Genomic DNA, 13153 nt, shown 5'->3' with positions numbered 1-13153 from the left:
ATGAAATATTGCTATGAATGCGGAACAAAATTGATGGTGAAGGAGTGTGAAGGCGAGGGCCCTATCCCCTTTTGTCATACATGCCAGGTCTTTCGTTTCCCGATATTCAGCACTGCGATCAGTACCGCTGTATTGAATAGTCAGAGAAATAAGGTGCTGCTCATACAGCAGTACAATATTCAGGGCTTCATTTTATTGGCAGGTTATGTGAGCAAGGGTGAATCCGCCGAGCAGACATTGGTGCGTGAAGTTAAGGAAGAAGTAGGATTACAAGTCGATGAGTATCAATATATGCGCAGTGAGTATTTTGAACGAAGCAATACACTGATGCTGAATTTTGTATCCATTGTGAATGACGATCAGTTGGATGTTCTTAGTACGGAGGTAGATCAAGCACGTTGGTTTACACTGGAGGAAGCCAAGCAAGCTATTTTGAAAAACAGCTTAGCTGAATCCTTCTTGCTGACCATTATTGAAAAGATTGAGGCAGGCTTATTTTGAAGTGATATAAGCGTGGCGATGCGAAAATGAAGAAAAAGATGTCTTTACAGATATATTGAATTGCTAAACCGCAAGATGGCTGCTCTTTCCAAGGAACCCTCTTGCGGGTCACAGCATGTATATACTCTTTGTCATTGCTGGAATTTCAGCGACTCCCCTCACATCCCTACATTTCTACTAAACGTCCATTTTCTTTCCAGGATTGCAGTATTTTTTCAAGTACCCACTGATTTTTGTAGCCGTCCTCGAATATGGGAGCACGATCCACAGATTTTCCCCTTGCCAGCTCAACAAAATCTTCATAAGCCGTATGATTATAGATTACAGGGACAGCCCAAGTCTCGTATTCGGTACCCGGGTGTTCCAAGTCACGCAGCACAATGCGGATACTTTCCGGGTTATTGAGGCTGGCGTGCAGCGTACCAAGTTCTCCATAGATATCGACTTCGATATCGTGCCGTATGCCGATGGCATTTTTATGAGTGATAAAGGTTCCCACGGTATTGTCGCCTACGATGCCATGAAAGGCAGCGAGATCTTCCACATCCACTTTTACAGGCAGACCCGTGATCGGATCGAACCGCTCGGGTGTAATGGTATGTAGCAGCGCTGCGACACTTTTAAATTCACCCACCAAAAAACGGGCCAGATCAATGATATGTGAGGCTGTATCCCCCACTACTCCAGAACCAGCCTTGGCTAAATTGTGACGCCATGTATACGGATGCTGACGATATGGCGCAAATGCATCCATTAGATAACGAAATTGAATGTTATAGATTTTACCCAGCTTTTGCTCATCCAGCAGTTGCTTGGTATATTGGAAGGCCGCCCCGTAGCGATGCTTATAGTGAACCAGCAAAGGCACCGGATTCGCTGTATATAGCTTTTTCAACTGATCCGCTTCTTCCCATGTGAGAGTCAATGGTTTTTCTGCCAGTACAGCTTTGTGTTCTTCCAGCGCAATACGAATAATGTCAAAATGCACATCATTGGGTGTCAGCGACAGAATCGCATCTACCTCTGGGTCACGGATTAATGCTTCATAATGGGCGTACCGCTTGGAAGCAGGTAGTTGCAATTGTTCTCCGATGGCTTGAAGGCGATTGGGATTCACATCACTAACGGCCACAATAGATACCCCCGAGATGGTGTGCAGTGATCTCATGTGATATTCAGCGATCAGACCCAGGCCAATGATACCCATCCGAACTTGTTTGGTTGGGGAGGTGGAGGTACTCATATGTTCAGAATTCCCTTCTCTTCAATTTGGTTTGAACTCTGTAGCAAATTCCTTTTTGCTATGCAGTATCACCCGTTGCTTTGTAGAATAGTCACCACAGGAAGTGATCGTCACAACCTTCAATTCAACAGTCTGATGCCGGGCAGTGAATACAATGTTCCATAAAAAAGGATCTGCAGCTCCGTTGTCCGGTGTTGCAGATCCTTGGTATTCCTTCTCTATATCGACTACATCAAAAATGTACCTACCACAAAAGACACCCCGACGATGACCGAGCGCAGCAGCTGTGCCAGAGCCACATTGCCTTTGGCAATCTCCTCGCACACTTTGGTACGCGGCGTCACCAGATCAAAAATCACATAGACCAGACACAGCACTACAATGCCCACAGCCGACCAGGTCAGCATATCTAGCCATGAATGGCTGCTGTACGACACCATTCCCACGATGATACACAGACCTAGCAGCTTTGCACCCATATAGATGCCTGCCGCCTCATTGCCGCGTGCGATTTCTTGATTATCGTTATAACGTGTCAGCAAGCTGAACACAAAATAACCTACGATTAAGATGGCAAACAGGATAAGCAGGCCGATGCCTACATTGCCCAATGCGTTGCCCAAACTGATATGAGAGTCCAATTTTCTTCCTCCTTATGATACCTCAGGATTTTGCAAAATCCTCACTTGTGAAAATAACAGATATGTTCGAATATGGTACATTGTTTAATTCAGCTTATATAACGGGCGGATTAGGAGGTACGGTGGCAACGGCGGCGGCGCAATAGTAGGCCATATCACCTGTTACCTTTTCACCGATTCGCGGCAGGACACCCGCAAAACGCCCCCCGATCACGAATATGCCTGTCAGCACATAGCCGTGAAATAGCCCTTCCTCGGTCTGTACCTCTGCGCTCTGCATCGGCCACAGCCGCTGATAAATCTTAGGCTGTCCCTCGTAATAAGCGGCAATATGTGCGGCTTCCTCCTGCTCAGGCGTTCGTGGACCATCAGCTTGGTGAAGCAGATCAGGGTTGTCAGTCTGCGCAGGTTCAACCTCTCCCAAAGCACCTTTCAGCATCTCTTCGGATTGAGGATGTTCAATCAAGTGCGTCCCTTTACCCTCCCGCCCCCATATACCTTTGGCCACATAAGGCTCTTTATTTTGCATAAACACCGAGGGTTCAAAATACGTAGGTAGCAGGTAGGTTCGTATCACCTCCAGCTCGCGATCGTCAAACAAACGAAAACCACAAAACTCTGGTGTCTGCTCATTGCGCTCATATAGCGACCACACGGTTGCGGTGAACCCTTTGCTCTGGGTAATGATATGCTGCGGCGGGTTGATTAATCCTATTTTCCCGTCTGCCACCATATCCATTAGCGCCTGCCCCACCTCAAGCCCCGTATCCTCCTCCCGGTCATCAATTAGATATTCCAGCGGATACAGGCGATAGAGAATGTGGATCTGCTCTCCCCGGTGATACAATCCTTCATTCGGGATAATCTCCAGTTCTTCCAAAGGCGCATAAACCACTTCAAACCCGGCTTGTTCACATAAATGCATAATATATTTGGTGTTCGTCTGATCCTCGATGTGCCAGTCATAGCAAGTGAAATACACCTTTGTTCCTAATCCCTTATTGCTATAAAAATGAATGAACTCCGTCAAGGCAGACTGAATCGCCTCGTCCATTCCAGATGAGGGTCCATGTAATGCATTGTCATCCGCCGATATTCCATCCCTACTCAGCACCTCCAGCAGCTTTCCTTCGAGATAAGCCACCTCGGGAATCCCGGTTGGGGTATCGGTGTTATTCTCTATGCACTTGATACCCGCTTCCCCCACAATCCAGTCCTGGCGGGTTATCCCATCCGGCTCGGCCTCCATTCGTGCAGCACGCAGCAAGCCTGGATGAATCCCCAACCGTTCCACCAGGTATTCATCCGGCATATAGCGCTGGACGAATTGCTGAACCTTGCGATAAATACGATGTACCGCCTCAGAAGCAGTCTGAAGCTCTGCCAGCTCGCTTTCCCGATATACCGTTAAGGCCGGCACGCAATAGGATTTACCATACATGCGATGATACGGAATTCTACGGCTGATTTCACCCTTAAAAAGCTCATTATGTTCATAAGGCAATTGCCGAATCGTGCGCATGCTCATCTTAACCCCCAGAGAAAAAGCCACTGCGTGAGCCGCTGCTGCCAAAACCGCTGTGTGAGCTGGAAGATGAGGATGAGCTTTTGCGGTAAGAACTGGAAGATGAACGACTACTATGGTAGGAGGAGCCTCCACTATAATATGTCGATCCACCATAGTAATACCCGCTGCTGCCTGAATCCCGACACGCCGTTTGTTCCGATACAGGAAGCTCATCGCAGTCATAATACTCGTCGTCACCGCAACCCGTCAGAGCAGCCGGGACAGCCAACATCAGGGCAAAGGCCGCCATCCGTGTACGAGAGCCGGGCTTGGATTTCATTTTTTCCCAAGAATGCTCCATCACAGATCGACCTCCTTCACAAACAGATGTACCTTTTTCAGCTGAGGGTCCAGTACCGAATATATAAATTCATATGTTTTGCCACCCAGTACTGTATAGTGATCTAATAGTCGTTGGGCCAACTCCAAAGTAAATACCGAGCCTTCCCGCTGATCCATACTACGGAATGCAGGTTCATGCCATATCCAGTACATTGCACTGAATGTGGAAGTGTAACCTCCCTCACTGGCAAGCACGAGGTCTGTGATGGAGGCACCGTAAGGCTTTGCGCGTTCCCCTGTAAATTCAGTCACATAGACGGAATGATCCGTATGTTCCTCACTTTCATTCGAGATATGCGACCATAGTTTGTCATGGAGACGCGTAGCGTCTACAAGCTTGCGTAGAAACAGCTCATCTCCCGATACGGATTCCCGTGTCAGGCTGCGCAGTTCCTTTTGAGTGTCTTCCGACCATTCGCGATACGTTAATGAATAATAAATGATGATTCCCTTCCCTTCCTGTACGCTTCTGTCATGAGGTTTGCAACAAATCAAAGCGCTTCTGTCGTCGTTCACTATACGAGATTCTACCTTGAAAAGGTTCAATTTGGAAGAAAAACACGACAAAAAGCCGCAATCCCTAGGATTACGGCTTGATTTTAGCTGCTACAGCTTGATATTGTTCTCGTCGAAATATTCCTCCAGCGTCATCCCCTGCTTGGCTACATCCTCCGCAATGTCTATTCCCACATAACGGATATGCCAAGGCTCGTACACATAGCCGGTTACATCTTCCTTACCCTTCATATAACGAATAATAAATCCGTATTCCGGTGCATGTTTTTCCAGCCATTCGCCTTCCTTGGAAGCTCCGAAGGATTGCTCCAGCACATTACCTACGCTTGGGCTGGATACATCAATGGACAATCCTGTCTGATGCTCACTCGTACCCGGTACAGCGCTAACTTTAGAGGCATATTCCTGCCCCTTTGTCTTTACATTGTTGTTGAAAATAGATACCTGACGCTTATAGGAACGGTATCCCGATACCGCACGCAGCTCAATGCCGTCTTTTTCCGCACCGTCGAACAGCTTCTCCAGTGCCTCTGCCGCTTCCTTACGCAAATGCCGCTTTTCATGCGGTCCCTCGAAGGAAAATGGCACCTGCGGCTCCACCAGGTCATCGGGGACATAGCCTACAGGCAAGCTGCGCTTTTTGTTCACAACGACTGTATCAGAAGTCGCATTAGTGACGATCGCGGTTCCATCCTCTTCCTTAACCGTGGCTTGCAGCGCACTCTGGCTCCGCAACGCCATCACAGGGTCGGCCTGTCCACTTTCTGTACCTGCAGAGGCTTGTCCAGCGCTAGTGCTGCCATTGCCCGTATCCGGCTGGGCGGAAGGCTGTACATTCTCCTGTACCGCTGTAGATGACTTCAACGGCTCGCTTTCCTGTCCACCTGATCCTCCCTGCTGGCAGGCTGCCAGTAATAGCCCTGGCAGGATCAGCCCTGGAATGAGCGCTTTGGTCCAGCGCTTAGATGCTCGCGTCTGTTGTATATGTCGTTTCATGCTGGTATCTCCTCCAATATTGCAATTGATGCATGACTTGCCGTCACTTTTCCGTTTCCCCATTGTAACTGAACTTTTAGCACTCTTCGAAGCCATTATCCTGTTCGATGAAGGCGAATAGACTCGAAAAAGGAAGTATATACCCGAATTGTTACGGAGTATGACGTTTTTGCGGGATTGCAGCTCGGGCCCGCTCGGCTACCCGTTCACGTATGAGTTTCAATGCCTCTTCCGCACGGGGTAAACCCGGCAGCAAAGCCGTAATATCCGCTTCCTTCTTAGGAGCAAGCTTCTGCGGCAGACGAATCTCAATCGCATGAAAGCCCGCACCGGGACGATGCAATGCTCCTTCTGCCGCAGACTCTGCAATCCATTCGCTAATCGCTGCCGATCCGCTGCGTCCGCCTTCCTGCCGTGAGGTAGACTCAAGCGCAGGGGATGTCCCCTGCACATGGGATAACTCTCCGGCCCAAGCACTAAATACGGACTCCAGCAGCTCTTCCCGCGTCATTCCGATTAGTTCCAGACAGGTCTGCGGCTCGCTTTCCAGACCGGCTTGAAGAGCTTTCTTCACATCGTCGACTACACCCACGCCATCCTCCATGCTGGAAGTGGCTGTCTCAGCTGCTAGCTGAACGATCTCATCCAGCGATAGACAGGTTTCCCCTTGCAAAAAACGATAGATATCCAAAGGATCTGCTTTTAGCTGCTCCAGCCATGCCTTCCGCTGTTCGGGGTTTAGTACAGGCGCTGGGCCAGTCCATTGGACAGCATGTGTGGAAGGTACACCCGTTGATTCGCCTTCCAACCCCAATCCGTCTAATTCCGCTATCCATTGACCGTCAGTTACTTTTAGCTTCACTCGCGGCCTCGTCATCGCCTTCATCCTTTCTCTGCTCACTCAATCCATACATCATTTTGCAGCGCAATCAGACCGCGCAATTCATCATCAGACATTTCGGTGAGCCAATGTTCACCGGAGCCGACAACCTGCTCGGAAAGTGCCTTTTTGCTCTCGATCAGCTCGTCGATCCGCTCCTCCAGTGTACCTTGGCAAATCAGCTTGTGCACTTGTACATTGCGGCTTTGACCAATACGGAATACGCGGTCCGTCGCCTGGTTTTCCACTGCAGGATTCCACCAGCGGTCATAGTGAATGACATGGCTGGCGCGTGTCAGGTTCAGGCCCACGCCACCTGCACGCAGGGAAAGTACGAATATATTCGGTCCTTCTCCCTGCTGGAAGTTGTGAACAATTTCATCACGTCTGGTTTTCGCCAGTCCTCCATGCAGAAAATACGGCTCTTCCCCGAAGATTTTGGCCAAACGAGAGACCAGCAATTCTCCCATCGACACATATTGGGTGAATATCAGCGCCGATTCGCCGTTCTCGCGAATCGTCTCTACCAATTCCAGCAGTCGCTCCATTTTGCCCGAGTTTTCAGTTTTACCACTATCAGCCCGGCCCGGAATGATCAGACCCGGATGGTCACAAATCTGCTTCAACTTGGTCAGCGAAGATAGAACAAGCCCTTTGCGAGCCATACCGATCTGCCCATCCAGTGTTCCCAATAATTGATCCACCACGCCCCGATACAATCCGGCCTGCTCTGGTGTCAGTACACAGTAGGATTTCAACTCCAGCTTCTCTGGCAAATCCTTGCGTATATCTGGGTCGCTTTTGAGACGACGCAGCATGAACGGGGAGACGAGGCGATGAAGCTCACGCAACGCGGACCCCCGCTCCTCTCCTGCCAGACTGTAACGCTGGCGGAATGAAGAAGCCGTACCGAGGTAACCTGGATTCAGAAATTGAAAAATAGACCACAGCTCGCTCAGCCGATTCTCTACCGGGGTACCCGTCATGGCAATCCGATGTGGAGCAGACAGCTTCATGACGCTTTGTGCTTGCTTTGTTCGTGCATTTTTTATATATTGCGCCTCATCCAACACGATGGACGACCAGTATACCGCAGATAAATCGCTGCCGTCCCGGCCCGCCAAATGATAGGTAGTGAGGACGATATCATACTCACGTACACTTTCCTGAAACAGCTCGCCGTGGAGTCGCTGGTTGCCATGGTGAATATACAGTGACAAATCCGGTGAAAAGCGCTTCAACTCGCGCTGCCAGTTGCCAAGCAAGGACGTCGGACAGATGATCAACGCCGGACGTTGATCATCTGCGCCGATGCCACCGTCGAGCAGGCAGGTGATGACTTGAATCGTTTTACCAAGTCCCATGTCGTCCGCAAGGCAGACGCCAAAGCCCAATCCACGCATCGCAGCCAGCCATTGAAAGCCGCGCTCTTGATAGGGCCGTAATGCGCCATGCAGCGTCTCCGGCACAGGCCGTGGCTCTACCGAACGGAGTACGCCGCCCTCAGCCAAGGACGCAAGCAATCCGGCGGATTCCGCGCCAAAGATGGACAAGCCCTTCCATGAGGCCTCGCCTGCACTTTCATTTTCTGCAGCTAGATGCATCCATTCGGACAAGCTCATCTCACCGTTTTCCCCGCGCTTGATAAAGCGCAGCACCTGACGGATTTCCTTGGGATCGACCTCGATCCATTCCCCTCCGAGACGTACATACGGCAAATTGGCCGCGACGATGCTTTCCAGTTCCTCCATCGTCAAAATCGTATCACCCAGCACAGCCTCGGCATCAAACGAAATCATGCGGTTAATGCCGACAGACGATGTATCGGCAATCACACCATCTGGCTTGGCACCCTGCTCTGTCGAACGCATTTTGAGCCGCAAGCCTGCACGTCTTCGGCCCTCCCGGCTCCAGCGCGAAGGCATTTGCACGGTGATACCGTTCTTTTGTAGTGCAGGAACGGCTTCCGTCAGGAAGCGGAAGAACAACTCTGGCTCCAGTGTCAGCCCCTCGGGATAAGGACGGTTCAACGCTTCCTGCAATATAGGTGCCGCTTCAACCGCCTGTCCGAGCCTCATTAACAGTTGCGCCTGCACTTGACGATATACAATTCCGCCTCGAACCAGATCACGTTCAGGATGCGCCCACAGTGCCAGAGCAGGCAGTCGCAACCCCGGCTCAGCATCGCTTTCTGCCCAAAAGGTAATGCGCCAATCCTTGACACTCTCTTCCAGCGAAGGCTCCAAACGAAGGCACAACCGCAGTTGCCCTTCTATCGGCTCCTTGTCTTCCCGTTCCGTAACAGGCATTGCGCTTCCCTCAAGAGAGGACGCTTGAAGCACCAGCTCCTCCATCTCCGCTGGCGTTCCCTGAATCGCCACCGGGCGGGAACCTGTCAGCAGACTGTTCCACCACAGCTCTGCCAGCGGCGATCCTCCGCGCCGATACTCTGCGCGATATCGACCCAGCTCACGGTCTGAGGCTGCCAGCACCGCGGTCGTTTCCGCATGGATGACCGCACACAAGAAGGAGTACAGCACGATTCCGGCTGCATCCTCACGTGTTTCAGGCTCCTTGCCCGCAAAAACAGCCGGAGCCGCCATACAAACAGCCGGCATTGCAGCAGCCAGCTCATAAAAGCGGCGTATGTCCTCCTCTTGACACAGTCGAGGAATCCACACCCCGACAGCCGCTTCCGGACCACGACGGCGCGGTCCCGATGGACGCGCCTCTGTAAGCGATGGCGCAATTTCGCCCCGCTGCATCAGCTCTAGCGCGAAATAAGCAGCTTTTTGCCAATATTGCATTTCCTCGCCCAGCGTAATGCCCGATGCCGCACAGCCCTTCTCGTCCATGCGGGTCAACAGTGCCATCGTCTCGCGCGGTTCCAGCGCCAAACCCTCCAATGTACGCCCCAGCATGGAACGTCTTTTGCCACCTCTGCCCGCGGTTTCCACACGAGCAGTGTTCGGTATCCGTACCTCAGCAAGACGCAACGCAGCCTGCCGAAACGGCCGAAGGTCTCCCTTTAGCGTCAGCCTGCGGATTACACTGCTCCACGCATCGATACGTGGTTCCGACGTCTCACCAGAAAAGCAAAAAAACACATCTCCGAGCCATATTCCATAAAGCGGTTGATTCATATCTGTCTCCCGTCCAGCCTTTTGAATTATTACTCTTCATCATATACGAAAACGGGCTCTTTTCAAAACTTTATCACAAAAATAAATGGAAAGTCATAAGTTAATAACCTTAAATATTCATGTGGTTAACTATAAATAAGAGAATCAATTTACAGGATTAATTGTCTTTTTCTTCATCATCCGCTTTTGCATCCTTCAGATAAGGGTTCAGGCTGTCTTGCAACAGTTGCTTGACCTGTACTCGCAGTTCTTTGGGATATACGACCTCGGCCTCTGGCCCGTATTTTAGTAAAAGTCGGGACACATATCTAAACTCTTCGACCGGAATATATCCCTGCCATTCCTGACTCTTCCCTTCGTGATGGGAAACATTTTGGAAGAGGGCATCTGATCCGGCCAGCCTGGCACCCAATGCGGTAAATTTTATTTTGGACGGAATTCCTATACGAGAATCCTCCGAAGCCAACCATTCCTGAAGTGTGGGAAGGCTGTCCAAGGTTTCCTCCAGCACCGTTATTGTCATCACCCGATCTGAACGGTACAGAATGATGCGATCTCTGCTATGCGCTGGCATATACCAATATCCGTGATCAAAATACAGTCCAATCGGATATACTTCAGTCCACTTTTCACCGGAAGCGGAGCGGTAATGCATGTTCACCCGGCGCTTATTCAACGCAGCCTCCAAAATGATTGAGGTGTAGGGTGACTCTGCGTGAGTGGGTAGCATACGAAAAGAAATGTACTCCTTTAATTGATCAATACTGTCCTGCACATCCTGTGGAAGCTCGGCATAATAGTGCTCGGATAAATGTCCACGAACCGAGCCAAAAGGGATATCTGGAATGTTCTCCAACAGTTGCAGCATGAGGAAAAGACCCAGAGCCTCGTCGCGAGCAAGATGAAGGGGAGGAAGAAGCCGATTGGGGAGTGCCCGATACCCGCCATGAGGACCCATTTCGGTATAAAGGGGTAACCCGGTCTGCTGCAAATAGTCGAGATCTCTTTGTATCGTCCTGACGGAGACACCAAAACGTTCAGCCAGCTCACGCGCCGTATATTTTTTTCGGGAATCCAGTATCCTCATAAGAGCAATCCTGCGTTCGTTCATAAGGTACCCCTCGATTCAAAAATTAATTTAAAATGACCGTTTAACTACGACATAGGATGTCATAAATACATTGTAACATTAGGAAATAGAAAGGAGTGAATGAACTATGGAGGATTTGAAATCAAACGCAGTTGTGCTGTATATTGCCATGAGTCTCGACGGGTATATAGCTTTGCCGGACGGTTCGGTGGACTGGCTGTATGATGTTAAAGGGGATGGCGGGGACAATGGATATGCCGACTTTTACGACACCGTAGGTACAGTGCTGATGGGCAGGCTGACGTATGAGGAAGTGTTGAAGCTCTCAGATGATTTCCCTTATGCTGGCAAGCCATGCTATGTGCTCACACGAGCATTAACGGAGCAACAGCAAGCGCCACATGTTACATTTACGGACGAAGCTCTGACTGAACTGGTTCCACGTCTACAAGAACAATCGGAAGGTGCGGTATGGCTAGTCGGTGGAGGCCAGTTACTCCAGGCCTTCTTACAAGCTGGACTGCTGGAGAAGGCTATCATTGCGATCATTCCCAAAGTGCTTGGACAAGGAATACCGTTATTTCCAGAAGGATCGCTGCCAAGTACGTTTAAGCTTAAAGAAATAGAACGCCGCGGGGATATCGCTCTGCTCCATTACCATTTATAATTTTGTTTACAGAAAAGCCTTCATATTTCAGGATCATGCAATCTTCCTGAAATATGAAGGCTTTATCGCGTGCTTTTGTTCATTATTTGGTCTTCAAATTATCCCATGTTCTCTGGAAATCCTCGAATAGCTTCCCAGCATCCGATTTACCTGCCACATAGGCTTGCATCTGACTTCCGAATTCTTGCTGTGCTCCTTCAGGATAGCGGCTAAAGAACCAGCCCAACAGTTTGTTTTCCTTACTGTATTTCACCACTTCAGCACCCAATTGGCCCATATCAGCCTCTGCCCCTTCGATGCTCTTGAACGCTGGAATAAACTTAAATTCCTTGGTGATATACTTTTTACCCTGCTCGGATGTCACCATCCAGTTTAAGAACTCTTTCGCCTCGGGTTTGACAGACGAATTTTTATTAACCACCCAGTTGTTGGCGACACCTACAAACAACTTATCTCCGGCTGTTGCGTCTTCACCAATCGGCATAGGCAAAATACCCAAATTCAGCTTCGGATTAATACCATCAATTTGGACCTGAGTCCAGTTCCCTTGCTGCATCATGGCAGCCTTTCCAGTGGCGAAGTTCGTTACCTGCGTGTTGTAATCGGTCGTGAGCGGCTTCGAATTGCCATACTTCATTGTCAGATCAAACAGCTTAACCCACTCGGCGAATACAGCGTTGCCCGGAATCTTTGCAGTTCCATCATTCAGTCCCTTAACGAAGGCCGAAGGGTCTGGCTGATTGGCAAATGCCACGTTCAGCAAATGATTGCCTAACACCCAAAACTCCTGATATCCATTAGAAAATGGAGTAATCCCTGCAGCTTGGAGCTTTTGCGCAGCTCCCTCCAGTTCGGACAATGTTTTAGGGGTCTCCGTAATCCCCGCCTTCTTGAACAAATCCTTGTTATAAATAAAGCCGTAACCCTCCAGATTCATCGGCTGGCCATACAGCTTGCCGTCTTTGGTCATCGGCTCTTTGGCGACATCCACCACATCGCCAACCCAAGGCTGGTCAGACAGGTCCTCCAAATATTCCAGCCACGTATCCAGCTCGCGGTAACCTCCTACGTTAAAAATATCCGGCTGCTCCCCGGAGGCGAACTTCGCCTTTAACGCCGCACCATAGTCACTGCCCCCGCCCACGGTCTGAATGTCGAGCTTGATCCCTGGATGAGACGCTTCATATTCCGCCTTCATGCGATTCAGCGCTTCTGCAATCTCTACCTTAAACTGAAAAATGTGAATTGTTTTTTCCTTCACTTCCTCTTTGCCTGCGTTTTGTCCGCCACTGCTGTTACAACCTGCCAAAACCAGGGCAAAGGCCGCGAGGAGCAAGATTAGTGCTTGAGCTTTCTTTTTAAAAGTATGCGTTTTCATTTTCATGTTCCTTTCTATTCTAAATTCATATCAGATGAACTCGAAAAATTCATGTAGAAACGGAGCAAACGGAAAACGGAATGGTGCTGAACAAGCGATAGCGCTCGCCTTTGTCTCTAGATTCCCACCTTTATTCGTTTATTCAGGGGAATCTGGAGGCAACAGCGATGGTAAGCACCATCCGTTTGC

At 49.8% G+C, this 13153-nt stretch carries 12 protein-coding genes; 2 read left to right on the top strand and 10 right to left on the bottom strand.

The genetic code is table 11. The features are described from left to right. Positions 1-501, top strand: coding sequence for an NAD(+) diphosphatase (locus tag ACUUJN_RS02800; RefSeq protein WP_028541137.1), 501 nt, complete (start codon positions 1-3; stop codon positions 499-501). Between the two features lie 166 nt (positions 502-667). Here the strand turns inward: ACUUJN_RS02800 and ACUUJN_RS02795 are convergent, their stop codons facing one another. From ACUUJN_RS02795 to ACUUJN_RS02755, 9 genes are all read right to left on the bottom strand, one after another. Then, positions 668-1744 (bottom strand): Gfo/Idh/MocA family protein, encoded by a 1077-nt coding sequence (locus ACUUJN_RS02795; RefSeq protein ID WP_053324535.1) that lies wholly within the window; start codon positions 1742-1744, stop codon positions 668-670. Between the two features lie 227 nt (positions 1745-1971). Beyond that, positions 1972-2385: a DUF350 domain-containing protein gene (locus ACUUJN_RS02790; protein WP_053324534.1), complete on the bottom strand. Its 414-nt coding sequence runs from the start codon at positions 2383-2385 to the stop codon at positions 1972-1974. Between the two features lie 94 nt (positions 2386-2479). Beyond that, positions 2480-3913, bottom strand: a complete 1434-nt coding sequence (locus ACUUJN_RS02785; protein WP_340859059.1) for a glutathionylspermidine synthase family protein — start codon at positions 3911-3913, stop codon at positions 2480-2482. A 1-nt stretch (position 3914) separates the two neighbouring features. Beyond that, complete coding sequence (locus ACUUJN_RS02780) at positions 3915-4253, bottom strand: hypothetical protein (RefSeq protein WP_023986799.1); 339 nt, start codon at positions 4251-4253, stop codon at positions 3915-3917. Beyond that, a complete protein-coding gene (locus ACUUJN_RS02775) occupies positions 4253-4810 on the bottom strand; it encodes a hypothetical protein (protein WP_226887799.1) in 558 nt (185 codons plus the stop codon). The genes ACUUJN_RS02780 and ACUUJN_RS02775 overlap by 1 nt, the downstream gene beginning before the upstream one ends. 90 nt (positions 4811-4900) lie before the next feature. After that, the gene (locus tag ACUUJN_RS02770) at positions 4901-5806 is read right to left on the bottom strand and encodes a M15 family metallopeptidase (protein ID WP_023986797.1); all 906 of its coding nucleotides are present in this window, start codon (positions 5804-5806) and stop codon (positions 4901-4903) included. Between the two features lie 151 nt (positions 5807-5957). Next, positions 5958-6683 (bottom strand): phosphoribosylglycinamide synthetase, encoded by a 726-nt coding sequence (locus ACUUJN_RS02765; protein WP_484669240.1) that lies wholly within the window; start codon positions 6681-6683, stop codon positions 5958-5960. Between the two features lie 20 nt (positions 6684-6703). Next, positions 6704-9829 carry a DEAD/DEAH box helicase gene (locus tag ACUUJN_RS02760; RefSeq protein WP_340981588.1) on the bottom strand — a complete coding sequence of 1042 codons (3126 nt, stop codon included), beginning with the start codon at positions 9827-9829 and terminating at the stop codon, positions 6704-6706. Between the two features lie 157 nt (positions 9830-9986). Then, positions 9987-10940 (bottom strand): helix-turn-helix transcriptional regulator, encoded by a 954-nt coding sequence (locus ACUUJN_RS02755; RefSeq protein WP_340981589.1) that lies wholly within the window; start codon positions 10938-10940, stop codon positions 9987-9989. Between the two features lie 106 nt (positions 10941-11046). Here ACUUJN_RS02755 and ACUUJN_RS02750 point away from each other — a divergent pair, with 106 nt between their 5' ends. Next, entirely contained in the window at positions 11047-11586 is a 540-nt protein-coding gene (locus ACUUJN_RS02750) for a dihydrofolate reductase family protein (RefSeq protein WP_023986793.1), read from the top strand. 82 nt (positions 11587-11668) lie between these two features. Here ACUUJN_RS02750 and ACUUJN_RS02745 read toward each other — a convergent pair whose 3' ends face one another. After that, entirely contained in the window at positions 11669-12964 is a 1296-nt protein-coding gene (locus ACUUJN_RS02745; protein WP_264454239.1) for an ABC transporter substrate-binding protein, read from the bottom strand. Positions 12965-13153 lie beyond the last annotated feature (189 nt).

The sequence above is a fragment of the Paenibacillus sp. LRG-1 genome, from assembly GCF_057220305.1.
Note: the sequence above shows the minus strand (reverse complement) of the source record. Positions and strands in the feature narration are given on the sequence as shown.